Here is a 26014-nt window from a genome sequence, read left to right on the forward strand (position 1 = left end):
ATCCGAACTGCGTCCGCCCGCTACTTATACGGACTGAACGCGGGCCGCGCCGCGCGTCGACGCGCCGCACGGCGGCTCACAGCAGCCACCGCACCGCCGCCAGCGCGAGCGCGCTCACGACGAGCAGGTGGACGAGGACGGCGCCGACGGCGGCCCCGCCGACCTCGCGCATCTCGCGGAGCCGGATCGAGAGCCCGAGGCCGACGAACGCCAGCGTGAACAGGGCGTCCGAGACGCGCCCGATCGACTCCAGCGCGGCCGGCGAGAGGAGCCCGCTGTTCGCGACCGCGGCGACCGCGAGGAACCCGAGCAGGAACTTCGGGAACTCCGCCCACAGTCTGCGGACGCCGGGGTCGGTCGCCGAGCGCGCGGCGTACGCGAGCGAGTAGGCGACCGCGACGCCGCCCAGCAGGGAGTTGCGCGCGAGCTTCGTCACGGTCGCCCACTGGCCGGCCTCCGGCGAGTGCGCGAATCCCGCGGCCGCGACGGGACCGGTCGAGAACATGCTCACGCCGGCCCAGACGCCGAACTGCCGGCCGGTGAGCCCGAGCCACTCGCCGGCGATGGGGAACGCGACGAGCGTGACGGCATCGAAGAGCAGGACGGTCGCCGCCGCGAACGTGATCGCCGACCCGCGCGCGTCGAGCACGCGCCCGACGGCGACGACCGCGGAGACGCCGCAGACGCTCGCGCCGGCCGCCAAGAGCGAGGGGGTCTCCCCGTCGAGCCGGAACAGCCCGCGGGCGATCAGCTCCGCGAACAGGAGCCCGCCGGCGACCGTCGCGACGACGAGCCCGAGCACGGTCGGCCCCGCGGCGAGGAACTCCTCGACGACGACCGCCGCGCCCAGCAGGACGATCCCGGTCTCCAAGAAGAGCTTGTCGACGCCGACGCCCGGCTCGGCCGCCTCGGGCGTCCCGACGGTGTTGCCGACGAGCGCACCGACCGCGACCGCGACGACGAGCGGCTGGAGCCCGTCGACCGCGCCGGCGACGAGGTGCGAGAGGAGCGCGCCGGCGGCCAACAGCCCGAGTCCGGGGAAGTACGGCCGGGCGGCGGCGACGACGCCCATCAGAAGAGACCCGCGGCCTGTCCCGCGGCGTGGGCGGCGACGACGCCCAGCCCGAGCGCGAGCGCCCGCCAGCCGCGGTCGAGCGCGAGCCACCGATCGGCGAGGATGGAGTCGAATTTGTCGCCGTCGTCCGCCGGATCGCCCGGTCTCTCCGCCGGATCGCCCGGAGCGTCGGCGGCGTCCGATACCATGCGTGGGGATCGCCGCGCTCGCTATATATAAGGATGGAATCGAGGCGTTTCGGGAGGACGGAATCGGAGCGCTCGGGGAGTGGAGAGAGGCGAACGGCGACCGGCGGCCGGAGGGGACCGAAAGAGGCAGGTCGCGGGGCGGCCTCGTGTTCACAATCGATGCCCGCCACCCAGATCAAAGACCCCGTCCACGGCTACGTCGAGCTGCCGGACGCGCTCGTCGAGGGCGTCGTCGACACCCGGCCGTTCCAGCGGCTGCGGTACGTCCGCCAGCTCTCGGCCACGCACCTCGTGTATCCGGGCGCGAACCACACCCGCTTCGAGCACTCGCTCGGCGTCTACCACCTCGGCCGGACCGTCTTCGAGAACCTCCGCCAGCAGTCGTACTTCACGCGGGACGCGACCGTCGACGAACTGGAGGAGATCCAGCGCACGCTTGAGTGCGCCTGCCTGCTCCACGACGTTGGCCACCCGCCCTTCTCGCACCTCTCCGAGGGGTTCCTCGACGAGGGGGTCCTCCGGGAGCGCGTCGCGGAAACCGGGCTGGTCGACGCCTTCGACCGGGCCGGCGTCGGCGGCGCCCCGCTCCGGTCGGCGAATCCGCACGAGCTGCTCGGCTGCGTGATCATCGTCGAGGCGTACGGCGACGCGCTCCGCGCGTTCGACGTGGACCCCTTCGAGGTGTGCGCGTACGTGCTCGGCTACAGCCTCGCGTACGAGCGCGGCGAGCCGTGGCAGTACGGGGTCGGCGCCCAGCTGCTCCACTCGCCCATCGACGTGGACCGGCTCGACTACATCACCCGAGACAACGAGATGACCGGCGCGGGCGTGTTGAGCTTCGACGTGGAGCGCATGGTGGACGCCTACACCGCCCACCCCGAGGAGGGGCTGGCGCTCTCGGAGAAGGCCCTGTCGACCATCGGCAACTACCTCGAAGGCCGGATCGCGCTGTACATGTGGGTCACGCAGCACCACAAGTCGGTGTACGCCAATCGCCTCCTGCAGGCGATGCTCGGCGAGTACGAGAGCGTCACCGGCGAGAGCCCCGTCACGGTCGGCGGCATCCTCGACCGCGAACTCGACGACAACGCGGTGCTCGAACGACTCCACGTCGCCGCCCGCGAGCACCCCGACTCGACGCTGGCGTCGATGTACGACCGCTTCCGCGGGCGGCGCTTCCCGGCCACCTGCTGGAAACACCGGATCGCGTTGGCGGACCGTGTGGGCGGCGATCTCGACGGCGGCAGCGGCGAGGACGGCGAGGAAGGCGGGAACAGCGAAGGTGGACGCGGCCCCGACCTCGACGAGTTCACGGCGTGGCTCACCGAGGGCGACGACCGACTGGAGCGGCTCCTCGCGGACGCCCTCGACGTGCCGGTCCACGAGGTGTGGATCGACCGGTCGTACGTGCCCGCCTACGACCCGGACGAACTGGAGGACATCCCCATCGCGTACGGGGGAACGACGCGCTCCGTCGGCGACTGGGGGCTGTACGGCGACCGCGCGTTCGACGTGCCGATCCCCTTCGTGTTCGTCCCCGACGGAATGAAGCGGCGAGCGATCCGCGTGCTGCGAGAGGCGTTCGATCGGGAGGTCGGCGCCGCGTCGGAGACGTAGGTCGGACAGCGACGCCGGCGGACACTTCTCGGAACGCGGTCGGCACCGAGACGGTTGGGGGCCGCGGCGGGGGCGGGGCTGTTCGTCGTGACCGGACTGGTCGCGTTCGCGTCACACGCCGCCTTCGACGCGACGCCCGAAGCGGTCCTGTGGCTGTTCGTCCTGCTCGGCGCGCTGCTCGCGGTCGGCGCCGCGTACCGCAGAGGCGGACTGCTGGTCGGTTCGGCCCTCGTGTTCGGGCCGGTGTACGGGCCGTTGACGTTTTACGGTCACGGAGCCCCGGCGCTGTGGACGCCGATCGCGGTCGTGCTCGTCGCGGTCAGTTACGCGCTCGGCGCGCTCGGGCGTCGGGTCGCGAACCGCCCCGAGAACCAGTAAATCGGCCGCGTCAGTCGTCGGCTTCGGCGGGAACGCGATCGTCGGAATCGTCGTCGTCGGCAGCGTCTTCCTCGGCGTCGTCCCCGTCAGCGTCGGAATCGTCGTCGGCGTCGCCGTCGGCGGCCCCGTCAGCCTCTTCGGTCGCGTCGCCGTCGTCGTCGACCCGCGGGAAGTTCTCGATCGTCGCCTCGCGGAAGGCGTCCCCGTCGAACTCGTGGTCCGCGTCGAAGAAGTCGAGGACCGTCTGCACGTCGGTCATCGCGTTCTTCAGCGCGGTCGAGGCGCCCGGCGAGGGCGTGATGTTGAACAGAATCCCGTCGCCGGAGATCTTCGCTTCGCCCATGTCGAGCTCCTTGTTCTCCGTGTCGACGATCTGCGGTCGAACGCCGCCGTACCCCTTCGCGCGCTCGATGTCGTCGATGTCGACGGTCGGGACGACCTTCTGGACGTTCGGGAGGAACGCGCGCTTGCCGACTTCCGGAAGGTCGTACACGAGGTTGCGCACGACGTAGGGGAAGAGGATGCGGTCCGAGAGGATGTTAACGTAGCTCAGGACCGACGCCGGCGAGAAGCCGAACACGTCGGCGAAGTCGCTCACGGTGGAGATCCGGCCGCGTTCGAGCGTCGGGACGAGCTTCGCGGTGGGACCGAACCGCGTGATCCCGTCGTCGTGCACGTCGGCGTCGCCGTGGACCGCCGCGAACGGGAGCTTCTTCATCTGGAGCGTGTACACCTTCCCGTTCAGCAGGTCGTCGGCGAGGAAGAAGCTCCCCGCGACCGGCAGCAGCGACATGTGCTCGCCGTACCCCATCTCCTTCGCGAACTGGAGGCTGTGGGAGCCGGCGGCGACGACGACCGCGTCGGCCTCGAAGTCGCCGTCGTCGGTCTCGACCGTGAACCCGTCGCGGTCCTCGTCGACGTTCTCGACCGCGGTGCCGAGGTGGACGCCGACGCCCTCCTCCTCGCGGGCGGCGTCGACGAACGACTTCGCGACCGCGCCGTAGTCGACGACGTAGCCGTCGGGCGTCTGGAGCGCCTTGAGCTCCGTGGACGGGTCGCGCCCCTCGACGACCTTCGGCTCCAGCTCCTCGATCTCCTCGCGGCCGATCTCGCGCAGCTTCGAGAAGAGGTCGCCGAACCCGTTCTCGCGGTAGCGCTCCTCGAGCTTGGCGACCTCCTCGTCGCCGACGCCGAGCACCATCTTGCTGCGCTTGCTGTGCATCTCCCGGTCCGGGTCGGTCCCTTCGAGGTACCCCGCGAGCAGCTCGGCGCCCTCCTTGACCTCCTCGGCCTTCTCGAGGGTGTAGTTCGTCTCGATGTCGCCGAAGTGCAGCGTCTGGGAGTTGTTCGTCCGGTGGGTGTTGATCGCCGCGATCTCCCGCTCCTTCTCGATCAGCGTCACGTCGTCGACGTCGGTGAACTTCGCGATCGTGTACAAAAGCGACGCCCCGCTTATCCCCCCGCCGACGATGATCAGATCAGTGTTCTCGGACATGCGTGGTGAAAGCTCTCACTCCCGGGAACGGACTCGGCCGTTAACGTTCTTGCTATCTCTCGCCGCTGATCGGCCGGGAGAGGACCTACAGTCGTCGTTTTTGAGGTTCGACATATGTCGTATGTCGAGAGAGAGGATGATCGGCGCGGCTACCTTCCGTCGCGAGCAGCCCGATATCGCTCGCGGAGTCGGGCGAACAACTCCCGGCCCGTCTCGGTCCGGAGGCGAGGCTCGGTCGTCGCGAAGAACTCGTCGAGGGCGTCGTACTCGCGGAACGCCTCCGGGTCGCCGTCGGCGGGATCATACCGATCGCCGCGCTCGTAGCGCACCGCCTGCAGACAGACGTCGAGGAGGTCGCACTCCTTGACGAGTATCGCCTCCGGCGACTCGCGGGCCTCGTACGCCTCCCACGCGTCGCGGACGCGATCGGGGAGTCCGCCCGCGAGGTCCTTCATCGCCGCGCGCTCGGCGGCCTCCTTGGCGTCCGGGTCCACCGAGTCCGCGGTCGAATCGGCGCGCGTCGCGGTGTCGCCGGTCTCGGCCTCCGCGACGTCGTGGACGACGGCCAGCCGGAGCGCCCGGTCGAGGTCGACGCCGGGCAGGTCCTCGCGGAACCGGTCGCCGAGAGTCAACACGAGGTAGGCGACGCCCCACGCGTGGGCGGCCACCGACTCGGGGGCGTCGACGCCGCGAAGCTGCCAGCCCGTGCGCCGCTCGTCTTTCAGCGCGTAGGCGTCGAGGAGAGCGTCGAGGCCCGGATCGGCGTCTGCGGTCGGGTCCGGGTCGTCGTCCGGGTCCGGGTCGTCGTCCGGGGCCGGGTCGTCGTCCGGGGCCGCGTCGTCGTCCGGAGCCGCGTCGTCGTCCGGAGCCGCGTCGTCGTCCGGGGCCGCGTCGTCGTCAGCGGTCATCGCGATCCGCTACTCGGCGAGCGTCCACGCGTCGTCGCCGGCGCGGTCGGCCACGTCGCGACGGATCATCTCGTCGAGCACCTCGCCCAGGCGGTCGGGCTGTGCGACCTCCATCTCGATGCGGCCGATGCCGTGGTACTCCTCGAGGTAGTGCCGAACGTCCTCCCGGTCGAACACGTTCTGGTCGGCGCGCTCCATCGCGCCCTCGGTGAGGTCGACCATGTCTTCGAGGAAGTTCCACGGGTAGACGACCCACGTCCACTGTTCGAGTCGCTCGCCGACGAAGTCGGGCTGGAACTCGGAGGTGCCGAGCAGTTGGAGGGTGGCGGTCCGGACCTCGCCGGCGTCGCGGTCCTCGACGTACTCCTCGGCGCGGCGGATCGAGCCGCCGGTGTCCGCGATGTCGTCGATGATCAGGACGTTCTTCCCCTCGACGCTTCCCTCCGGCATCGGGTACCGGATCTGGGGCTCGTCGCTCTTCTCGGCGGCGCCGACGTAGTGTTCCATCTTCAGGCTCGTGAGGTCGTTGAGCCCGAGGAAGTCGCAGATACACCGGCCGGCGAACCAGCCGCCGCGGGCCAGCGCGACGACCACGTCCGGCTCGAAGTCGGCGCGCTTCACCGCGTTCGACACGTTGCGGCAGAGCCCGTAGATGTACTCCCAGTTTGTCAGGGTGCAGTCGAAGTCGTCCGGGAGGTCGCTCATACGACCGCCTCTCCCACCCGCGCGCTCATAAGGGTTTAGCAACGTCCTGACGGAGTGGCGACGGCGTCCGCCCCTACGAGCCGTCTCTCCCGGCTGTCCCCGCGACCCGTCCCCCGGGAGCGTCGGCTACTCCGACAGCGACAGCGACGCGAGCAGCGACTCCAGTTGCACCTGCTCGTTGGCCCCCTCGGCGATCCGATAGTCGGCCTCGCCGATCCGCTCCATCAGCGCGACCGCCTCGCGCTCGCTCAGGTCGAACTCCCAGACCGAGCGGTGGAGCTGGTCGATCACGTCGCCGCCGGCCATCCCCGTCTCCGTGAGGAGCTGATCGAGGGTCGCCCGCGCCCGCGAGAAGTCCCCCTCCAGCGCGTTCGTCACCATCGACTCGATCTCCTCGGGCCGCGCGGTCGCCGTGATCGCGTACACCGCCTCCTCGTCGACCACGTCGCCGGTCGTCGCCGCCGCCTGCAGCGAGTTGATCGCGCGGCGCATGTCGCCGTCCGCGGCGTACACGAGGGCGTCGACCCCCGCGTCGGTCACCTCGATCCCCTCCGCCGCCGCGATCTCGCGGGTCTGCGCGGCGACCGCCTCGTCCGAGAGCGGCGAGAAGCGGAAGACGGCACAGCGCGATTGGATCGGGTCGATGATCTTCGACGAGTAGTTACACGAGAGGATGAAGCGCGTGTTGTCGGAGAACTGCTCCATCGTCCGGCGGAGCGCTGCCTGAGCCTCATCGGTGAGCGAGTCGGCCTCGTCGAGGAACACGATCCGGAAGTCGCCGCCGAACGACGAGCGCGCGAACCCCTTGATCCGGTCGCGAACCACGTCGATCCCGCGCTGGTCGGAGGCGTTGAGTTCGAGGAAGTTGCCGCGCCAGTTCTCCTCGCCGTACACCTCGCGAGCGATGGCGGTGGCCGCGGTCGTCTTGCCGATACCGGCCGGCCCCGAAAAGAGCAGGTGCGGAATGTCGTCCTGCTCGATGTAGCTCTGGAGGCGTTCGATGACTTCCTCCTGCCCGTGGATGTCGTCGAGCGACTGCGGCCGGTACTTCTCGATCCAGATCTCCCGGCCGGTCGCGGTCGCAGCCGTCTGCTCGTCGGCCTCGCTCATGCCGGATCGGAGGGTCGGCGGGGTGATAAACGCCCCGAGACCGGACCGCGTCGGGTGGCGGAGGCCGGCGGTTCGCGTCGGGGCTTCGAGCCTCAGTCACTCCGCGAGAGCCGCTGGAGCTCGTAGGCGAACACCCAGACACCCATCAGCACGCCGACGGGCACGATGACCTCGGCGATCTCCCGCGAGACCGGGAGCTCCGCGACGTCGACCAGCAGGTGCGTCGTCGTCGCGACGATCTGCGCGAACAGCTCGTACTCCTCGCGGATCGTGTTCGTCAGTATCGACCCGACCACGAGCGTCATCATCGCGGCGACGCCGTGGACCGTCCCCCGAATATGTGGCATGGTCGTCACTTCTTCGACGGTCCTCAAAGGTGTTTCTCCGACGTGGCCCCCTCGCGCGCCTCTACGCGAACTCGTCGATCAGTTCGGGCACCACGTCGAACAGGTCGCCCACGATCCCGTAGTCGGCGATGTCGAAGATGGGCGCGTTCGGGTCGGTGTTGATCGCCACGATCGCGTCGGAACCCTTCATGCCGGCGACGTGCTGGACCGCCCCGGAGATCCCGATCGCGATGTACACGTCGGGCGTGACGACCTTCCCGCTCTGGCCGACCTGCCGGTTCTTCGGGAGCCAGCCGTTGTCGACGATCGGGCGCGACGCGGAGAGGGTCGCGCCGAGCGCGTCGGCGAGTTCCTCGACGAGTTCGAGGTTCTCCTCCTCCTCGATGCCGCGGCCGACCGAGACGAGCACGTCGGCGTCCGCGATGTCGACGTCGCCGCCGCCGACCTCCTCGAAGCCCGTGACGCGCGCGCCGGACTCGGGGCGGTCGACCTCGACCGACTCGACCGACGCGTTGCCGACGCCCTCCGCGGGCGCCCACTCGCCGCCCCGGACGGTGAGGACGAAGCGGTCGCCGGCCACGTCGACGGTCGTCTCCACCTTCGAGCCGTACATCTCGCGGGTGACGGTCAGCCCGTCGTCGTACTCGAAACCGATCGCGTCGGTCACAAGCGGGAGGTCGCGCGCCTCGGCGACGGCGGGCGCGTAGTCCAGCCCGTTCACCGAGTTCGGGATCACGACGGTCCCCGCGTCGGTCTCCTCGATCAGCGTCCCGACCGCCGACTGGTAGACGTTGTGGTCGAACTCCTCGCCGTTCGCGACCGCGTGGACCGCGTCGACGCCCTCGCGGTTCAGGTCCTCGGCGAACCGGTCGACGTCGCCGCCGATCGCCGCGACGTGGAGGTCGCCGCCCCGCGCGTCGGCGAGTTCGCGGCCGGCCGTGATCGCCTCGTGGGAGATGTCCCGAAGCTCTCCGCGCCGGTGTTCCGAGACGACGAGCACGTCGGCCATCACGCGCCCACCCCCTTCTCGCGGAGGATCTCGGTAAGCCGACCCGCCGCCTCGCCGGCGTCGCCCTCGATGATCTCGGCGTCGGACTCGCTCTCCGGCTCGTACATCGAGGTGATCGCAAGCGCGCTCTCGACGTCCTCGGCCGACAGCCCGAGGTCGGCCAGATCCGTCGCGTCGATCTCCTTGCGCTGCGCCTGCCGGATGCCCCGGAGGCTCGCGTACCGCGGCTCGTTGAGGCCGGTCTGGACGGTCAACACGGCGGGGAGGTCCACGTCGGTCAGCTCCTCGACGCCGCCCTCAAGCTCGCGGTGGACGTGCGCGACGCCCGCGTCGGCGTCGACTTCGAGGTCGTTGACGACGGCGGCGTGCTCGAAGCCGATCCGCTCGGCGAGCGCGACGCCGGTCGCGCCGAACCCGGTGTCCGCGGCCTGCACGCCGCCGAGCACGAGGTCGGGCGCCTCCGCCTCGACGACCGCCTCGAACGTCGTGACCTTCGCGGCCACGTCGGAGAACCCCGCCTCGAAGGCGTCGTCCCAGACCCGCACGGCGCGGTCGGCGCCCTTCGCGAGCGCCATCCGGATCGTCTCCTCGGCGCGCTCCGGCCCGATGGTGACGGCGACGACCTCGTCCGCGATCCCCGCCTCGGCCAGCTGCACCGCCGCCTCGACCGCGTAGTCGTCCCACTCGTTGAGGTCGTACTCGAGGTCGGACGCCGCGATGTCGGTGCCCTCGATCGCGAATTCGTCGTCCGGCTCCGCGACCTCCTTGACTGTCACCAGAACTTTCATGATCGACACTCCGTCGTTCGACCTGTAAGAGCTTTCGGAACGCCTCACCGCGGGCGCGCGGTTTCCGCTCTTCCCCACGCGACCGATCGCCGCTTCCCCACGCGACCGATCGCCGGCCGGTCTCGGGCCTCGGATCAGCGATCGTCGTCGGGCTCGCCGTTCTCGCCGTCTTCCTCGCCGTCGTCCGGGATCGAGATCAGGTTCTCGCGTCCGAGCCGGAGCTTCTCCACGCGGCCCGACTCGGCCATCGCGGAGAGCAGCTGCGACACCTTCGCGTCGGACCACCCGGTCTCCGCGACGATGTCGGCCTGCCGCATCCGCCCGCCGTTGTCTTCGAGGAGGCGCTCGACGCGCTCCTCGTCGGACAGCAGCGAGAGGTCCTCCTCGTCGGCCGCGTCGTCCGCCCCCGAACCGGCGCCCGTCGAGCCCGGACCGTTCGGATTGCCGGCCGCTCCGTCGCTGCGTCTGCGGTCGGTGCGTTCCCCGCCGTCGCTGTCGACCGCCCCCGCGTCGTCGCTCCCCGTCACCCCGGCGCCGCCGTCCATCCGCCGATAGCCGACGAGACTTCCGGCGATGAGCACCGCGGCGACGACGATGGCGGCGGTGAGCATCGTCCACGGCGGTGCGGCCGTGCCGGCGGGCACGTACACGACCGCGACCCGCTCGTCCTCGCCGAAGGTGCGCGGCCCCTCGACGATCACGGCGTTGTCGCTCAGCCGGTCCGTGGCGTCCGAGGTCCCGGTGACGGTGTACCCCTCCGGCGTCGCCACTTCGAGCGTCTGTCCCTCCTCCAGCGAGAGGAGCCACGTCCCGCCGTCGGGGGTCGTCAGCGCGTCGCCCAACAGCAGGTTCTCGCCGTCTTCCTCGAGGAACTCGGTCCAGACGAACGTCAACCGCAGTTCGCCGATGGCCGTCGTCTCGGCGTCCGCCACGTCGAACGAGGAGGCGTCCTCGTGGACGACGACCTCGCGGTCGACGGATTCGACCCGCATCGTCCGGTCGACGTTCCGACTGGCCTCGCGGGCGAACCCCTCGAACAGCGTCACGTCCGGTCCGATCTCGCCGTCGAGGAACCGGTCGCCGGCGGTCCGGAACGCCGTGCGGTCGATCTCGCCGTCGAGCGCGTACCGGACCGAGACGGTCCACTGGGCGTCGCGGTCCGGCGTCGGCTCGATCCGGATACGGGTCGCCGTGTTCGGATCGAGCGGCTCGTCGATCTGTTCGACGGCCGGCGCGTCGGCGTCGAGAGAGGGCGAAGACGGGGACGAGAGCGCGCCTCCGGCGACGGGCGCCGCGGCGCTCGCCACGAGCGCGACGGCCACCAGCCCGACGAGGAGGGCGCGAGACGGGGCGTTCCGCATACGGATCAGCGAACTCAGGCGCCGGGCAAAACGCTTTCCATCGCCGACCTCGTCGACGCCGTTCGCCGTGCGGCCGGGGGCGCCCGGCCGTCCCGATGGTTGATTTTTTTATATTGGGGCGCGAACCGGTGTGGTATGAGAGCCCTCCCGATCGCCCTCGCGGCCCTGCTTCTGATCGCGCCGATCGCCGGCGCGGTGTCCCCAGCGGCCGTCGTCGGGGCGGTTCCGGACTCCGATGCCGGAGATGCGGCCCCAGACTCCGCCGCCGCCGGAGACGCGGCCCCGGACTCCGCCTCCGTCGACGCGACAGCCGGCGCTCTCGCCCCGGCCGAGCCGGACGGCGAGCATCGACAGGTCGACGAGGGGAACCTCACGTTCCGGACACTCTCCACCCCGGACGGCGTCGACGCCCGCACCGGCGGCGGCGTCCGCGGCGCGGACATCGGATCGTCGCTCGGCTTCGCCGTCGACGAGACCGACGCCGCCATGGAGACCGCGGCGGTCGTCCGCCGGATCGAGTCCGCCGAGTCGAACACCGAGCGTCAGCGCCGAATCCTCGCCGCGATCAACCGCGTCGAGCGCGACGAGGTGACGCTCAACAGCCGACAGACGGAGGCGTTCAGCGCGCACGCCGCCGGCGAGCTCTCCGACCGGGAGTTCCTCGACGAGCTCGTCCGCATCGCCGCGACCGCCCGCGAGTACGACGAGCGGATCGAGGAGCTCGACGCGCTCGCCGAGGAGACGGACGGGTTCAGCCCCCCCGCCCGGCTCGACGAGCTGCAGGTGGCACTGCAGGTCTACGAGGGTCCCGTCCGCGAGCACGCGCTCTCGGCCGCTCGCGGCGAGATGTCGGCCACCGAGGTGTACGTCGAGTCAAGCGATCGGTCGGTCGTGCTCGCAGCGATCATCGACGGGCAGTACGTCCGCGAGGTCTTCCGGGTCGACCGCTGGGACCGCGGCGGCGGCGCGATCGGCAACGACGAGGCGATCGAGGCGACGGCCGACGCGTACCCCGAGACGACATCGCTCCGGGAGCCCGACGCGTTCGGCGCCGGGTCGGTCCAGCGCATCACCGTTCCGCACGAGTTCGGGCTCCTCCGAACCTTCGTCAGCGGCGGGACGCTCCGGGCGTTCGTCGAGCACCAGCGGATCGACCTCGACGCGTTCCCGGACACCGAGTCCGTCACCGAGAGCGGCGACGGCTTCGCCGTCACCGTCGACCGAAGCTACGCCGGCGGTCCGGTGACGGTGACCGTCCACGACGAGGAGACGGGCGACCCCGTCTCCGACGTCACGGTCACGAAGAGCGTCGGCGACGGGGACAGCCGGGCGATCGGCACCACGAACGCGGACGGCGTCGTCCGAACGGTCTCGCCCGGGGAGACGTACCGCGTCACCGTCGTGGACGAGCCCCGCGCCGTCTTCGTCGACGAGATCGAGCCGATCGCGACGCCGCGCCCGATCGACGAGGAGTAGGCGCCCGTCGCCACCCCGGGATTTTTACCGGGTCACGCGGCAGACCTCCCGTGCCAACCGACACCGACCAGTCGACCGGAACGGAATCGTCGACCGGAACGGAATCGTCGACCGGAACGGAATCGTCGACAGAGACCCGACCGACCGGCGATCGGTCGACCCGCGCGCTCGCGCCGGTCGCCGGCGTCCTGCTGCTCGCCATCACGGTCGTGCTCGCGGGCGGCGTCGTGACCGCGGCCCTCGCCGCCCCGTCCGAGCCGGCGCCGACCGCGTCGCTGTCGCTGTCGGCGACCGACGACCGGATCGCGGTCACGCACCGCGGCGGCGACGCGCTCGACGCGGCAGATCTGTCGGTCCGCGTGCGCGTCGACGGCGAGCCGCTCGCCCGACAGCCGCCGGTCCCGTTCTTCTCCGCGGCGGGGTTCCGACCCGGCCCGACCGGCGCGTTCAACGCCGCGACCGACGGCGATCTGCGGGTCGGGACATCGGCGTCGTTCCGGGTCGCGGGAACGAACGACCCGGCCCTCGAACCCGGTCTGACCGTCACCGTCGAGGTCTCGGCCGACGGGCGACCCGTCGCGACGCTGGAGACGGTCGTCGAGTCCGGATAGGGGGAGAGAAGAACGTTCGGGCGCTGCGTCGCTACTCCTCCGGGACCCGCGCGACCGTCGTGATCGCGCGCGGGCTCCGCGGCGTCGACCGCTGGATGTGGTGTTCGTACGTCTCGTAGCCGGCGGCCTCGAACATCCGGTCCGCCTCGCCCTCGTCGTAGAACAGCATGATCGCATCGGCGACGCGCTGGAGGACGCGGTTGCGCGGGTAGTCGGGGCCGACGACGAGCACCTGTCCGCCCGGCTTCGCGACGCGGCGCAGCTCCCGGAGCCCCTCGATCGGGTTCGGCCAGTACTCGATCGATCCCGAGGACCAGACGACGTCGAACGTGTCGTCGCGGAACGGGAGCCGCTCGGCGTCGCCGCGGTAGAAGTTCACGCGGTCGTGTCTCCCGAACTTCTCGAACGCCTTCTCCATCTGGTGAATGCTCTGGTCGAGCCCGTGAACGTCGTCGGCGTGTTCGAGCAGTCCCTCGGTGCCGAACCCGGTGCCGCATCCCACGTCGAGGACTTTCGGATCGTCGCCGAACTCCAGCCACGAGAGCGCCTCCGCGCGCATCTCCTCGTTCCAGTTGAACCAGTTGATCGTGTCGTACACCTTCGAGAGGTACTTGTAGAACACCCGGGCGTTCGACTTGTCCTCGAGAATCCCCATTTGCCGCTCGGTTGGGTCGCCCGACCCATAACGACACGGATTCCGCGGCCGCGGAGTCGTCGAGGCCGTCGGGACCGCGGCCGACGCCCGCCTCGGTTCCGACCGGCTTTTCCGCTCGGCGTCCGATATTCGGCTATGGAACCGACGACGAGCGGCCGCTTCCGCGTCCACGACCGCCGCCCGCGTCCCGACATCGACGGGACCGGCCCCTCCGATCCCCCCGAGGAGTTCGTCCTCGTCGAGCACCCGGAGGGACCGATCGACCCGACCGATCCCGACGCCGAGGACCGATTCGATCCGCTGTACGCCGCCGCCGAAGGGTACGAGGGCGAACTCGCCGACCGCGTGGCGTCGCTGGAGCCGGGGTTCGTCGCCGACGCGACGCTGGCGTGGACCGACGGCTCGGCCCGCTTCGCCGACGTCGCGGTCGTCCGCGAGAGCCGCTTCCGCTTCGCGGACGACGTGGAGGGGATGTTCGAGGCCGCCGTCGACGCGTGGGACCAGATCAGGTCCGCGGGCGAGGCGGTCGGCTCGGTCACGACCCGGTCGAACGACGGCGAGCCGAACGGCGCGCTGTACCTGTTCGCCGACGCCCCCGGAAGCGACGCCTTCGCCGACCTCCGGGCGGGCCGGCTCCCGATCGAACCGCTCGTCGCGCGCGTCAACGAGTCGCGCGAGGACGACGACCCCCGCGAGGACGACGAGTCGCGCGAGGACGCCGACCCCCGCGAGGTCTTCGTCCTCCGGCCCGCCGCGCACGACTTCGTCGCCGTCTACGTCGTCTTCGACCGCGAGGGCGTGCTGGCCCAGACGGTCCGCGACACCTACGACCTCGGCCCCGGACTCGCCGCGGGCCTCGACGACGGCGCGCTCGACGCGGCCAAAGCGGGTTCGGAGAGCGGCGACGACGGAGCGGATTCGGCCGACGGAGACGGCGGCGACGAGGACGGCTTCGACGCGCTCGACCGACTGTAGCTCGGTTCGCCATCTCCGCCTCAGTCGCTCAGAGCCAGTCCGCCTCCGGATCGACGCGGCCGTCGGGCGTTTCGCCGTTGAGCGCGGCGGCCACGTCGGCGGCGCCGCTCCGGTTCAGGTCGTCGCGGGCCTCCTCGCTGTACCACGCCGCGTGCGGCGTGACGACCGTGTCGTCGCGGCCGACGAGCGGGTCGTCCTCGGGCGGTTCCTCGGCGAGCACGTCGAGGCCGGCGCCCTTGATCGACCCCGACTCCAGCGCGTCGAGCAGCGCGTCGGCGTCGACGACCGGCCCGCGCCCCACGTTGACGACCACGGAGTCCTCACCGAGCCGAGCGAGCGCGTCGGCGTCGACCATGCCCCGGGTCGCGTCCGTCAGGGGGGCGTAGACGCCGACGTGGTCGGCGCGGTCGAACAGCCCCTCGAACGACGCCTTCTCGACGCCGTACGCCGCCATCTCCTCGGCCTCCACGAACGGGTCGTAGGCGACGAGGTCGGCGTCGAACCCGGCGAGCTGTTCGGCCGCGCGCTTTGCGATCGGGCCGAACGAGACGAACCCGATCGTCGACGCGCTCACGCGGCGGACCGGCTGCCCGGCCTCCCAGCTCCAGCCGCCGGCGGCGACGTCGTCGTCGTACGCCTTCAGCGACCGGAGGCAGGCGAGAAGCAGCGAGACGGAGTGGGCCGCCACCTCGTCGGTGCAGTAGTCGGGGACGCGGGTGACGGTGACGCCCCGCTCGGCGGCGGTGCCCACGTCGACGTTGTCCACGCCGACCGCCGACCGGACGACCACCCGGAGGTCCAAGCGATCGAGCGCCGCCGCGGTGACCGGCGTGTCGATGTCGGTCACCACCGCGTCGGCACCGTCCGCCGCCGCGATCAGATTCTCGGCCGACCCCAGTTCGGCGACCTCGATCTCGACGGGTTCGTCGACCGCCTCGTCGAGGACCTCGCGGTACGTCTCCGGGTCGATCATCGGGAACGCGGACAGCACGACTCTGGCCATACACGAACGTTTGTCTCGCCCCACTTGACGGCTTTCTTGCGTTTTCAGGACCTGAGACACCGATTTTCGATCGTGATGATCCGTCGCATATCGACCCCGGTCCGCCTCGCCTTCGCTCTCGAGTTTCGATGGCTCTATGCGCGCGCTCTCGCAAGGGCGCCCGTGAGCGACGACAGCTCCGCCGATCGGTCGACCAAACCGCCGATGCTCGTCCTCTTGGAGTCGCTGGCGTTCTACCGGAACGCTCGAATCGGGCTCGTCGTCGGCGCGCTCTTCGCGGTCCTCCTCTACGCGATCCGGACGCTGGAGCTGCTCGGTCCGGTGATCGACGCCCGGGACTACCCGCTGTTCGGCCCGGACGTGTGGTTCCTGCTGTTGGCGTTCGTGCTGGCGGCGACGTTCGCGCTGCTCGTCGCCGTCGCGCTCACCGTCGCCGAGGCCGCGCGGGGAGCGCGAGACGTGTCCGAAGAGGGCGGCCAGTAGAAGACCGGGAGACGCGGTCAGTCGGCGGTACAGGAGGCCTCGTTCTCGTCGCCGGTGAACTCCTGTGCGGGCTCGGTGAGCCTGTAGAGGTTCTGCCGGGCGTCCGCGAAGTAGACGTCCTCGTCCACGACCCCGATCCCCTCCAGGCGTTCGAGGGCGTAGCGGACGGTTCGAGCCGACAGCATCGACTCCTGGACGATCCCCTTCTGGGTCAACGGCCCGTTGTACTCGAGCACCTTGAAGACGAGCTTGGCGCTCGGCGGGAGGTCGTCGAGCCCCTCCGTTTGGGTTCCTTCCATCGTTACGAATCGAAACCGCACGCCGTGATAAATGTTGATGCGTCACCCCGCTCGACCGGGCGTTTTCTCGCAGTAGCCGGATCTTATTGCCGGTTTATGGCGAGAATACCGGCAATATATTCTGGCAACCCGGCCGTAGACTGACCGGTCAGTCAGCGATGGCGCTCGCGCGCGCTTCGCCGACCGCCCGTCCGGAGTCGTCAATCGCCGTCCGGGGTCGTCCCGCCCGTCCGGAGTCGTCGAGCACCCGTCCTGCGGCTCGGCGCGGCCGGACCGGTCCGTTCCGGTCGGCGGCGCCCGGAGACAGCCCGCCGGGCGGAACGAACGGCTTTTCACGGGCGCTCGCGGATCGACTCGTATGAGCGACGACTCGGGGATATCCGGCCACACTCGGAGCGTGGTCGTCACGACGATCTGCTGTCTGGCGGGGATCGCCGCCGGCGTCGTCTCGGCCGCCTACGCGGGCACGACCGTGGCCGCCGCCCAGAGCACCACGGTCGCGCTGGTGCTCGGCGCGTTCGTGCTCGCCCAGTACCCGCTGTACAAGGCGATCGGCGTCGGCGACTTCGGGGTCAAGGACAATCTCTACGTGGCGTTTCTGACGTTCACGCTGTGGTTCATCAGCTACACCGTGCTCGCGACGTCCGGCGTCGAACTGGTGGTCTGAGATGGCGGACGACAGCATCGCCGTGGTCGATCTCGACCGGTGTCAGCCCGACCGGTGTAACTACGAGTGTATGAACTACTGCCCGCCCAACCGGACGGGCAAGGAGTGCATCACGAAGCGCGGCGAGGAGGCCGCCGAGGGCGACCCGGACCAGATCCACATCTCCGAGGAGATCTGCCTCGGTGAGACCTGCGGGATCTGCGTCGAGAAGTGTCCGTTCGACGCGATCGAGATCATCAACCTCCCCTCCGAGCTCGACGAGGAGCCGGTCCACCGCTACGGCGACAACGCCTTCTCGCTGTACGGGCTGCCGACCCCGGAACCGGGCAACGTCACCGGCATCCTCGGCCCGAACGGGATCGGGAAGTCGACGGCGGTCCACGGGCTCGCCGGCGAGATGGTCCCGAACCTCGGCGACCACGAGTCGGAGGGCGACTGGGAGCGCGTGCTCGACCGGTTCCGCGGCACCGGGCTCCAGAACTACCTCGAATCGCTGAAGGAGGGCGACGTGACGGTCGCGCGCAAGCCGCAGTACGTCGACCAGATCCCGAACCAGTTCGACGGCAACACCCGCGAGCTGCTGGAGCGCACCGACGAGCGCGGCGCGCTCGACTCCCTCATCGACCGGCTCAACATCGCGCCGGTGATGGACCAGCCGATCGACTCCATCTCCGGGGGCGAGCTCCAGCGCGTCGCCATCGCGGCGTGTCTGGCCCGCGACGCCGACTTCTACTTCCTCGACGAGATCACGCCGTACCTCGACATCGGCCAGCGGATGGTCGTCGCCCGCCTCATCCGCGAGCTCGCGGACGACGACGCCGCCGAGCGCTCGATGCTCGTCGTCGAGCACGACCTCGCGATCCTCGATCTGCTGGCCGACACCCTCCACGTCGCGTACGGTGAGCCGGGCGCGTACGGTGTCATCACCGACCCCAAGTCGGTCCGCAACGGGATCAACGAGTACCTGAAAGGGTACCTCGACAACGAGAACATGCGGATCCGGCCGTCGGCGATCACCTTCGAGGAACACGCGCCGCGGGTCTCCTCGCGGAGCGAGACGCTGATCGAGTACCCCGAACTTTCGAAGTCGTACGGCGAGGGCGAGTTCGAACTGCACGTCGAGGCCGGCGAGATCAACCGCTCCGAGGTGCTCGGCGTGGTCGGGCCGAACGGGATCGGGAAGTCGACGCTCGCGAAGCTGTTCGCGGGCGCGCTGGAGCCGGACGAGGGCGCACTCGACTTCGCGCTCGACATCGCGTACAAGCCGCAGTACATCGACATCGACCAGCCGATGCGCGTCGACGCGTTCCTCTCCTCTATCACCGACGAGTTCGGCAGCTCCTACTGGAACACCGAGATCGCGCAGCCGCTCCAGCTCGACCGCGTGATGGAGCAGAACCTCTCTGACCTCTCGGGCGGCGAGCGCCAGCGCGTCGCCATCGCGGCGTGTCTCTCCGAGGACGCCGATCTGTACCTCCTCGACGAGCCCTCCGCGCACCTCGACGTGGAACAGCGGGTGCGCGCGACGACGGCGATCCGCCGGTACGCGGAGAACCACGACGCGACCGTGATGGTGATCGACCACGACATCTACATGATCGATCTCCTCGCCGACCGCCTGATGGTGTTCGACGGCGAGCCGGCCGAGCGCGGGCACGCGACCCCGCCACAGGAGATGCGCGAAGGGATGAACGAGTTCCTCGCCGACCTCGACATCACCTTCCGCCGCGACGAGCGGACGGGTCGTCCCCGGATCAACAAGCCGGGCTCGCAGCTCGACAGCCAGCAGAAGCGCGACGGCGAGTACTACTACTCCACCTGACGCCGTTTTCCCGCTCCCCGTCTTTTCGCCCCGCCACCCGCTCTCCGAATCCACCGATCCGCGGTATCGAAGCGATTAAGCGGGGTAGCCGCAAACGACGGGATATGCAACACCTCATCATTCGCGGCGACCCCGGGATTCGGCGGGACGCGGTGATCGAGTACGAGGGCGAGGAGCTGGTGTGTTTCGGCATCAACGTTCAGGGCGGCTGGCACGGCCCGGACGAGCCCCAGCTCTGGTGTACCGTCGGGGCCGAAGACGAGCGCGAGGCCTACGACAAGCGCGAGTACGTCCCCCACTGGCTCGACGTCGACACGATCGACGCCGAGGATCTCGACGTGATCAAAGCGAAGGGCGAACTGTCGGTCTAGCGGCGTCGCACTTCTGCGGTTTCGACTCGGTTCCTACACCGGCGGGTCGTCCAGCCACGCCTCGATCGCGCCGGCCATCGCGCCGCGGCGGTGGATCGTCCTCCTCTCGGGATCGACGACGGTGCTCTCGGTGCCCGGCGTCTCGCCGCCGTCGACCACGGCGGCGACTCCCTCGCCGATTCGGTCGTCGAGGTCGTCGGGGTGGGTGACGCTCCCGCGCCCGGAGACGTTCGCGCTCGTCGCGGTGAGCGGGCCGGTCTCCCGGAGCAGGTCGCGCGCGATCGGGTGGTCCGGGACGCGCACGCCGACCCGGTCGCGTCCGGCGGTGAGCGCGTCCGGGACCGGGTCGCCGCGCTCGACGATCACGGTCACGGGGCCGGGGAGGAACGCTCGGGCGAACGCGACCGCGAACTCGGTTGGCCGGGTGTGGCGGAGCGCGGCGTCGACGCTCGGAACGCCGAGCGAGAGCGGGTTCGAGCGCTCCCGGCCCTTCAGCTCGAACACCCGCTCGACGGCGGCGGGGTCGAGGGCGTCGCCGCCGAGCCCGTACACCGTTTCGGTGGGGTAGACCACGAGGTCGCCGTCGGCGACCGCCTCGGCCGCACGTCGGAGGACGTCGCTGTCCGTTGTCACACTGCCGCGTTCGTGACGGTCGCGAAAAAGGCTGACGAGTGGTGGCGGGAATGGGGGTCCGCGAGCGGGCCGATCGAGGTCGGCACCCTCGTCCCGCGATCAGCCGACGAGCCGGCCGATCGCGTCCTCGATGGCCTCGGCGTCGGGGAACTCGGGGTGTTCGCCCGCGACCCACGCGAACTCGACGGTGCGGTCGGCGTCGAGGAGGAAGACGGCCGGCCGCGTCTCGGTGATCCCGGTCATCCCGTCGATGTCGTGCGCGAGGCCGTACTCCTCGATCACGCCCGCGCCGGGATCGGAGAAGGTCCGGACCCCGTCGCCGCGCTCGGCGAGCAGGCGCTTGTGGGCGTACGGCGTCGAGACGGAGAGGCCGAACACGTCCAGTTCGTCGGCCCAGACGCGGTCGTCGACCGTGTTGTAGAGGTACGTCGCCTGAAAGGCGCCGTCCATCGGGTGAAACAGCAGGAGGGTCGGCCCGTCGACGACCTCGCCCAGCGCGCGGTCCTCCCAGTACTCCTCGTCGACCAGCGGTCGGGTGAAGTCGGGCGCCACGTCGCCCTCGGCGACGTGGTCCGTCTCGGGCAGGGAGACGACGTCGAACTCCGGCATCTCAGGCACCTCCCTCGCCGTACGTCCCCGTCAGGTACTCGACGATGTTCGCGCTCTCGGACATCGTCACGCCCGTCTCCCGGTCGACGATCGCCGGCACGCTACGGGCGCCCGAGACGCGCTTGACGACGTTGCGCTCGGAGTGCATCGGCTCGACGTACCGAGAGCGGTACTCCAGTCCCAGTTCGTTCAGGGTGCGGACGACGCGTTCGCAGAAGGGACACGCCTGCAGCCGGTACAGGGTGATCGTCGGGTCGCTCATGGGCGATCCGTCGGGCGCCTGCCCCCTAACCGTGTCGGCGGCGGCGGTTCGTTCGATCGACCGGCAGCCGCGGTGACCGTCACGCGAATCGCCGGAGCGGAGAGTAACGTTTTAACGGGAACCCGACCGATTGTAAGGGAGAATGGGCTTGTGGCCGATATCGCTGACGACCGGTGTTCCGCAGCTCCCCGCGATGGACGATCCGATCGTGACCGTCCTCGGGATCCTCACGATCATCGTGTTGCTCGGGATGTCGGCGTTCTTCTCCTCGTCGGAGATCGCCATGTTCTCGCTGCCGAAACACCGCATCGAGAGCCTCGTCGAGGAGGGCGTCGGCAGCGCCGAGACGATCGACAGCCTGAAGCAGAATCCGCACCGGCTGCTGGTGACGATCCTCGTCGGCAACAACCTCGTGAACATCGGCATCACGGCGATCGCGACGACGCTCATCGGCGTGTACGTCGAGAGCGCGGTAGTCACCATCCTGCTCACCACCTTCGGGATCACGGCGGTCGTGCTGCTGTTCGCCGAGACCGCGCCGAAGTCGTACGCCGTCGAGAACACCGAGTCGTGGGCGCTGCGGATCGCCCGCCCGCTGAAGCTCTCCGAGGGCGTGTTGTACCCGCTCGTCGTCGTCTTCGACTACCTCACCCGTGCGGTCAACAAGGTGACCGGCGGTCGGGCGGCGATCGAGTCGACGTACGTCACCCGCGAGGAGATCCAGAACATCATCGAGACGGGCGAGCGCGAGGGCGTCATCGAGGAGGAGGAACGCGAGATGCTCGACCGCATCTTCCGGTTCAACAACACCATCGCCAAGGAGGTGATGACGCCCCGCCTCGACGTCACCGCGGTCGCGAAGGAGTCTTCCGTCGAGGAGGCGATCGAGACGTGCATCCAGGCGGACCACGAGCGCGTCCCCGTCTACGAGGGGAACCTCGACAACATCATCGGCGTCGTGACCGTGCGGGACCTCGTCCGCGAACTCCGCTACTCCGAGGGCGAGCCGTCGCTGGCGCGGGTCGTCAAGCCGACGCTGCACGTCCCCGAGTCGAAGAACGCCGACGAGCTGCTCGCGGAGATGCAGGATAACCGTCTCCAGATGGTCACCGTCATCGACGAGTTCGGGACCACCGAGGGGATCATCACCCTCGAAGACATGGTCGAGGAGATCGTCGGCGAGATCTTGGAGGGCGACGAGGAGGCCCCGGTGGAGTTCTTAGAGGACAACGTCGCCGTCGTGCAGGGCGAGGTGAACATCGACGAGGTCAACGAGATGCTCGGGATCGACCTCCCCGAGGGCGAGGAGTTCGAGACGCTCGCCGGCTTCGTGTTCAACCGCGCCGGACGGCTCGTCGAGGAGGGCGAGGAGATCGAGTTCGACGGGGTCCGAATTCGCATCGAGCGCATCGACAACACCCGGATCATGTCCGCGCGCGTCACCGTGCTCGACGCCGCCGAGGCGGTCGACGCGGCCGACGATGACGGGGCGGCGGAGTCCGGCGCCGAGCCCGAAGCGGCCCCGAACGACGCGGAGTAGGGCGCGGTCGCCTCGTCGGCCTCGGCGCCGCCTGGGACCCGTCCACCGCAGAGCCCCCGGATGTCCACTCCCGTGAGACCGGGAGAGCTCAGTCCGCCGCGTCCGGCGCGGGCGCCTCGCCGTCGAGCCGGGCGCGGTCGTGGTCCGCCTCCCAGTCGAGGTCCGGGCCGCCCGCGATGATGCCGGAGGGGGTCACGTCCGGGTGGGTCGTGTAGTAGTGCTCCTTGATGTGGGCCATCTTCACCGTCTCGGCGCCGCCTTCGGTCTGGTAGAGGTCCCGCAGGTACGGCCAGAGGTGCTCGTACTGGTGGACGAACTGCTTGTTACACATGAAGTGGGTGTGGTACACGTGGTCGAACCGGACCAGCGTCGTGAACATGCAGACGTCGGCCTCGGTCAGCGAGTCGCCGACGAGGAAGCGCTGGTCGGCGAGGTGGTCGTTCCAGCGGTCGAGCGCGTCGAACAGGTCGTCGATCGCCTCGTCGTACGCCCCTTGGGAGGTCGCGAACCCGGCGCGGTAGACGCCGTTGTTGACCGGCTCGTAGATGTCGGTGATCACCTGATCGACCTCCGCGACGGTCGCCTCGTCGTCGGGACCGGGCAAAAGCGACGCGCCGTTGCCGAGGTCGTCGAACGCGGTCGAGAGGGTTCGGAGGATCTCTCGCGACTCGTTGTTGACGATCGTCTCCTCCTCGGTGTCCCACAGCACGGGGACGGTCACCCGGCAGGTGGCGTCTGGGTCGGCCTCGACGTACAGCTCGCGGAGGTAGTCGCTGTCGTGGAGCTTGTCGGGCGTACACCCCTCCTTCTCCGGGGTGAACTGCCAGCCGTCCTCGCCGCGCCACGGGTCCACCACGCTCACGTCGATCGCGTCTTCCAGTCCGAGCAGCGACCGCGCGAGCAGCGTCCGGTGCGCCCACGGGCAGGCGTACGAGACGTACAGGTGGTACCGGCCCGCCTCGGGCTGGAACCGCTCGTCGGGCTCGGCGTCGACGTGGTCGGGCACGTCGCTGCCGGCGATCCAGTTCCGGAAGGTCGTCTCGCCGCGCTGGAACGAGCCCTCCTCGTCGGTCGCCTCGTACGCGTCGGTCCGCCACTCGCCGTCGACGAGCTGGTTCATGTCCGATCGCACGGGAGCGAGCCCCATAACGTGGGCGGGGACGCGCGTGTCACCCGGGCGATCTTCCGGGCGAATGCGTCTCCTCCTGCCGGCGGCGCCGACCGCAATATTGCCGCGTCGCGACGGGTTTATGAGACGCACGCGACTACCGACTTCCAGTCATGGCCGCACAGGCGATGGATCGCGTTCCGCGATCGCGATGAGGTCTCCTTCGTGAGTATCGACACCGCGTGCCGAATCGACGCGCCGCTCCACGGAGCGGCCGCGCCGCCAATCGGGGTGATCGCCGGGTGCTGACCGGCCGCGAGGCGGTCGCTCAGACCGGTATCGACGCCGTGGCGCTGAAGCCCGCCGAGTGCGACGTGTCGCGGGCGACCGAACTCCCGGTCGATCGGGTGACGATCGACTACGAGGGTCGCGAGCACCTCCCGGACCCGGCGACGCTCGACCGGCTGGCCGCGGAGACGGAGCTGTACGTCACCACGCCGGTCCGCGCGGACGGGTTCGACCCGCTCGGCGACGACTCGCTGGTCGACGAGATACCGGACGCGGCCCGCCGGGTGCTCGTCGCGGGCCACGGAGCCTACCTCACGGACGGGGAGTCGTCTCGCGCGGTCGCCCCGCGGCTCGGGGCCGCGCGGCGCGACGCCCCCGACGCGTGGGTCGGCACGGAGGGCGTCGAGCGCGTCGCGCTGGCGGCGGGCGGGACCCAGTTCGAGCTGCTCACTCGGTCGACCGACCGCGACGTGCGCGCGCTCCGCGCCGCCGGGTTCGAGGGCGAGGTCGCCGTCTACGCGCCCACCGTCCTGACCGACGACGAGGACGCCGTCCTCGACGCCGTGGGCGCGTACGTCTCCCGGCGCCGCCCCGTCGCCCGCGCGCTCCCGGACGGGGGCGGAAGTGGAGGTGGAGGGGGAACCGGGGCCGACGCGTCACCGACCGACTCGGCGGAGACGGGGCGCGCCCGCGAGGTGCTCTCGGCGGCCGTGCGGGACTTCGCCCTCGTCGGGTCGCCAGAGACGGTCCGGGAGCGCGTCGACGACCTCCGCGAGGCCGGCGTCGACCACGTTGTCGGCTACCCGGCGCGCGGGATCGACGAGTTCCTCTCGTAGCGCGCGGCCATCGTTTTTAACACGACGCACCGCGACGCGTCCGCATGACCCGAGACGCGTCGTCGGGGAGCGCTCAGCGCTCCGCAGACGGAACTCCGGCGGTCGCGGTCGTCGGCGGCGGCGCCGTCGGCGTCACCGCGGCCGCCGACCTCGCGGCCCGCGGCGCCGACGTGACGCTGTACGACCGAGGCGACCTCGGCGCCGGAAGCTCCGGCCGCGCGGCTGGCGTGCTCTACGACGCGTACGCCGAGGACGTCGACGCCGCGCTGGCCGCCCGCGCGATGGATCGGTTCCGGGCGTTCGACCGCTCGCTTCCCGGATTCTCCTTCACGCCGTGTCCCTACGTCATCGCCGTCCGCGAGGGCGACCCGGACGCCGAGGCCGTGCCGGTGATGGTCGACCGAATGCGCGAACACGGCCGCGGCGTCTCGCTCGTCGACCCCGTGACCCTCGGCGAGCGGTTCCCCGTCGCGACCGACGACCTCGCGGTCGCCGCGGTGGCCGAGGGCGCCGGCTGGTGTGCCCCCGCGAGCTACGTCGCCGCGACGGGCGAGCGCGCGCGTCGAGAGGGGGTCGCGGTCGAGACCGACACCGCCGTCTCGTTCGCGGGCGACGGTCCCGAACTGCGGGTCGGCGGCGTGGACCGATGCGGAGACACCCGAGAGTTCGACGCCGTCGTCGTCGCCGTCGGCGCGCACACCGCCGACTTCCTCGGCGACGCGGAGATCGAGGTCCCCGTGGCTCCCTACCGCGTGCAGGCGCTGACGGCCGGACTCGACGGTGGCGGGTCGGCGGCGGAACGCGACGGGTCGGCGCGCTACGACGGCCCGATGGTCTACGATGCGACCGCGGGCGCGTACCTCCGCCCGCACCCGACCGGGCTGCTCGCCGGCGACGGCACGGAGCCGGTTCCGGCCGATCCGGACGGATACGACCCGACGGGCGACGACTGGTTCGTCGAGTCGGTCTCGGCGACGCTCCGCGAGCGGCTCGACGCGGTCGGGCCGGACGGCCCGGACGTGGAGCGCGCGTGGGCCGGGCTTTGCACGGCCACACCCGACGGCGACCCGCTCGTCGGGCCGGTCGGCGGCGGGAGGGAGTCGCCCGGCGGCGCCGACCGCGTGTTCGTCGCCGCCGGCTGGCAGGGCCACGGCTTCATGCGTGCGCCGGCGATCGGCGAGCTCGTCGCCGAGGGGGTGCTCGCGTCGCTCGCCGGGACCGAGGCGGGGGACCCGGAATCGCCGTGGATAGACGCGTTCGACCCCGACCGGTTCGACGGAAGCGAGGAGTTCGAGATCGCGGAGGGGATGTCGGTTGGGAGCCGGGCGAGGGAGTGAGGTAGGGGGAGTGAGGTAGGGGGAGTGAGGTAGGGGGAGTGAGGTAGGGGGAGTGAGG

The 26014-nt window shown here is 70.4% G+C and carries 29 protein-coding genes; 12 read left to right on the forward strand and 17 right to left on the reverse strand.

The window, feature by feature from the left end; all coding sequences use genetic code 11:
* Positions 1-76: 76 nt before the first annotated feature.
* The gene (locus tag ESO89_RS03010; protein ID WP_128904204.1) at positions 77-1072 is read right to left on the reverse strand and encodes a YeiH family protein; all 996 of its coding nucleotides are present in this window, start codon (positions 1070-1072) and stop codon (positions 77-79) included.
* Entirely contained in the window at positions 1072-1263 is a 192-nt protein-coding gene (locus ESO89_RS03015; RefSeq protein ID WP_128904205.1) for a hypothetical protein, read from the reverse strand. The genes ESO89_RS03010 and ESO89_RS03015 overlap by 1 nt, the downstream gene beginning before the upstream one ends.
* Before the next feature lie 159 nt (positions 1264-1422).
* On the opposite strand from ESO89_RS03015, the gene ESO89_RS03020 reads away from it, so the two are divergent.
* The gene (locus tag ESO89_RS03020; protein WP_128904206.1) at positions 1423-2880 is read left to right on the forward strand and encodes an HD domain-containing protein; all 1458 of its coding nucleotides are present in this window, start codon (positions 1423-1425) and stop codon (positions 2878-2880) included.
* Positions 2881-2934: 54 nt separating this feature from the next.
* On the forward strand, positions 2935-3258 hold the full coding sequence (locus ESO89_RS03025; RefSeq protein WP_128904207.1) for a hypothetical protein: 324 nt from the start codon (positions 2935-2937) through the stop codon (positions 3256-3258).
* Positions 3259-3268: 10 nt separating this feature from the next.
* Here the strand turns inward: ESO89_RS03025 and ESO89_RS03030 are convergent, their stop codons facing one another.
* From ESO89_RS03030 to ESO89_RS03065, 8 genes are all read right to left on the reverse strand, one after another.
* Positions 3269-4753 carry an FAD-dependent oxidoreductase gene (locus ESO89_RS03030; RefSeq protein WP_128904208.1) on the reverse strand — a complete coding sequence of 495 codons (1485 nt, stop codon included), beginning with the start codon at positions 4751-4753 and terminating at the stop codon, positions 3269-3271.
* A gap of 149 nt (positions 4754-4902) precedes the next feature.
* On the reverse strand, positions 4903-5661 hold the full coding sequence (locus ESO89_RS03035; protein WP_241686092.1) for an HD domain-containing protein: 759 nt from the start codon (positions 5659-5661) through the stop codon (positions 4903-4905).
* Between the two features lie 9 nt (positions 5662-5670).
* Positions 5671-6366: a phosphoribosyltransferase gene (locus ESO89_RS03040; RefSeq protein WP_128904209.1), complete on the reverse strand. Its 696-nt coding sequence runs from the start codon at positions 6364-6366 to the stop codon at positions 5671-5673.
* 126 nt (positions 6367-6492) lie between these two features.
* Entirely contained in the window at positions 6493-7476 is a 984-nt protein-coding gene (locus ESO89_RS03045; protein WP_128904210.1) for a replication factor C small subunit, read from the reverse strand.
* Positions 7477-7568: 92 nt separating this feature from the next.
* Complete coding sequence (locus ESO89_RS03050; protein WP_206731716.1) at positions 7569-7823, reverse strand: hypothetical protein; 255 nt, start codon at positions 7821-7823, stop codon at positions 7569-7571.
* A 61-nt stretch (positions 7824-7884) separates the two neighbouring features.
* Complete coding sequence (locus ESO89_RS03055; RefSeq protein WP_128904211.1) at positions 7885-8832, reverse strand: electron transfer flavoprotein subunit alpha/FixB family protein; 948 nt, start codon at positions 8830-8832, stop codon at positions 7885-7887.
* Positions 8832-9620 (reverse strand): electron transfer flavoprotein subunit beta/FixA family protein, encoded by a 789-nt coding sequence (locus ESO89_RS03060; RefSeq protein WP_128904212.1) that lies wholly within the window; start codon positions 9618-9620, stop codon positions 8832-8834. The genes ESO89_RS03055 and ESO89_RS03060 overlap by 1 nt, the downstream gene beginning before the upstream one ends.
* Before the next feature lie 134 nt (positions 9621-9754).
* Positions 9755-10981, reverse strand: coding sequence for a helix-turn-helix transcriptional regulator (locus tag ESO89_RS03065; protein WP_128904213.1), 1227 nt, complete (start codon positions 10979-10981; stop codon positions 9755-9757).
* Between the two features lie 135 nt (positions 10982-11116).
* Between ESO89_RS03065 and ESO89_RS03070 the strand changes: the two genes are divergently transcribed.
* The gene (locus ESO89_RS03070; protein WP_128904214.1) at positions 11117-12457 is read left to right on the forward strand and encodes a DUF7094 domain-containing protein; all 1341 of its coding nucleotides are present in this window, start codon (positions 11117-11119) and stop codon (positions 12455-12457) included.
* A gap of 50 nt (positions 12458-12507) precedes the next feature.
* A complete protein-coding gene (locus ESO89_RS03075; protein ID WP_128904215.1) occupies positions 12508-13068 on the forward strand; it encodes a type IV pilin N-terminal domain-containing protein in 561 nt (186 codons plus the stop codon).
* Between the two features lie 31 nt (positions 13069-13099).
* On the opposite strand, the gene ESO89_RS03080 is transcribed toward ESO89_RS03075, so the two are convergent.
* Entirely contained in the window at positions 13100-13723 is a 624-nt protein-coding gene (locus ESO89_RS03080) for a methyltransferase domain-containing protein (RefSeq protein ID WP_128904216.1), read from the reverse strand.
* A gap of 135 nt (positions 13724-13858) precedes the next feature.
* On the opposite strand from ESO89_RS03080, the gene ESO89_RS03085 reads away from it, so the two are divergent.
* Complete coding sequence (locus ESO89_RS03085) at positions 13859-14698, forward strand: DUF6663 family protein (protein ID WP_128904217.1); 840 nt, start codon at positions 13859-13861, stop codon at positions 14696-14698.
* Positions 14699-14726: 28 nt separating this feature from the next.
* On the opposite strand, the gene ESO89_RS03090 is transcribed toward ESO89_RS03085, so the two are convergent.
* Positions 14727-15701, reverse strand: coding sequence for a C-terminal binding protein (locus tag ESO89_RS03090; protein ID WP_128904218.1), 975 nt, complete (start codon positions 15699-15701; stop codon positions 14727-14729).
* Positions 15702-15863: 162 nt separating this feature from the next.
* On the opposite strand from ESO89_RS03090, the gene ESO89_RS03095 reads away from it, so the two are divergent.
* Positions 15864-16184, forward strand: a complete 321-nt coding sequence (locus ESO89_RS03095) for a DUF7536 family protein (RefSeq protein ID WP_449404941.1) — start codon at positions 15864-15866, stop codon at positions 16182-16184.
* 17 nt (positions 16185-16201) lie between these two features.
* Here ESO89_RS03095 and ESO89_RS03100 read toward each other — a convergent pair whose 3' ends face one another.
* Positions 16202-16483: a MarR family transcriptional regulator gene (locus tag ESO89_RS03100; protein WP_128904219.1), complete on the reverse strand. Its 282-nt coding sequence runs from the start codon at positions 16481-16483 to the stop codon at positions 16202-16204.
* Positions 16484-16841: 358 nt separating this feature from the next.
* On the opposite strand from ESO89_RS03100, the gene ESO89_RS03105 reads away from it, so the two are divergent.
* From ESO89_RS03105 to ESO89_RS03115, 3 genes are all read left to right on the forward strand, one after another.
* On the forward strand, positions 16842-17150 hold the full coding sequence (locus ESO89_RS03105) for an EMC6-like membrane protein (RefSeq protein WP_128904220.1): 309 nt from the start codon (positions 16842-16844) through the stop codon (positions 17148-17150).
* Position 17151: 1 nt separating this feature from the next.
* Positions 17152-18972, forward strand: coding sequence for a ribosome biogenesis/translation initiation ATPase RLI (locus ESO89_RS03110; protein WP_128904221.1), 1821 nt, complete (start codon positions 17152-17154; stop codon positions 18970-18972).
* A gap of 104 nt (positions 18973-19076) precedes the next feature.
* Complete coding sequence (locus ESO89_RS03115; RefSeq protein ID WP_128904222.1) at positions 19077-19343, forward strand: HAH_0734 family protein; 267 nt, start codon at positions 19077-19079, stop codon at positions 19341-19343.
* Positions 19344-19376: 33 nt separating this feature from the next.
* On the opposite strand, the gene ESO89_RS03120 is transcribed toward ESO89_RS03115, so the two are convergent.
* From ESO89_RS03120 to ESO89_RS03130, 3 genes are all read right to left on the reverse strand, one after another.
* The gene (locus ESO89_RS03120) at positions 19377-19976 is read right to left on the reverse strand and encodes an L-threonylcarbamoyladenylate synthase (RefSeq protein WP_128904223.1); all 600 of its coding nucleotides are present in this window, start codon (positions 19974-19976) and stop codon (positions 19377-19379) included.
* Between the two features lie 99 nt (positions 19977-20075).
* Positions 20076-20585 carry a redoxin domain-containing protein gene (locus ESO89_RS03125; protein ID WP_128904224.1) on the reverse strand — a complete coding sequence of 170 codons (510 nt, stop codon included), beginning with the start codon at positions 20583-20585 and terminating at the stop codon, positions 20076-20078.
* A gap of 1 nt (position 20586) precedes the next feature.
* Entirely contained in the window at positions 20587-20847 is a 261-nt protein-coding gene (locus tag ESO89_RS03130) for a glutaredoxin family protein (protein WP_128904225.1), read from the reverse strand.
* A gap of 142 nt (positions 20848-20989) precedes the next feature.
* Between ESO89_RS03130 and ESO89_RS03135 the strand changes: the two genes are divergently transcribed.
* Positions 20990-22387 carry a hemolysin family protein gene (locus tag ESO89_RS03135; RefSeq protein ID WP_128904226.1) on the forward strand — a complete coding sequence of 466 codons (1398 nt, stop codon included), beginning with the start codon at positions 20990-20992 and terminating at the stop codon, positions 22385-22387.
* A gap of 88 nt (positions 22388-22475) precedes the next feature.
* On the opposite strand, the gene ESO89_RS03140 is transcribed toward ESO89_RS03135, so the two are convergent.
* The gene (locus ESO89_RS03140; protein ID WP_128904227.1) at positions 22476-23507 is read right to left on the reverse strand and encodes a glutathione S-transferase family protein; all 1032 of its coding nucleotides are present in this window, start codon (positions 23505-23507) and stop codon (positions 22476-22478) included.
* Positions 23508-23797: 290 nt separating this feature from the next.
* On the opposite strand from ESO89_RS03140, the gene ESO89_RS03145 reads away from it, so the two are divergent.
* Together ESO89_RS03145 and ESO89_RS03150 are read left to right on the forward strand one after the other, a co-directional pair.
* A complete protein-coding gene (locus ESO89_RS03145; protein ID WP_128904228.1) occupies positions 23798-24619 on the forward strand; it encodes a DUF7388 family protein in 822 nt (273 codons plus the stop codon).
* A 44-nt stretch (positions 24620-24663) separates the two neighbouring features.
* Complete coding sequence (locus ESO89_RS03150) at positions 24664-25956, forward strand: NAD(P)/FAD-dependent oxidoreductase (protein WP_128904229.1); 1293 nt, start codon at positions 24664-24666, stop codon at positions 25954-25956.
* Positions 25957-26014: the final 58 nt, after the last annotated feature.

This window comes from Halorubrum amylolyticum, from assembly GCF_004114995.1.
GTDB classification, from domain to species: Archaea; Halobacteriota; Halobacteria; order Halobacteriales; family Haloferacaceae; genus Halorubrum; species Halorubrum amylolyticum.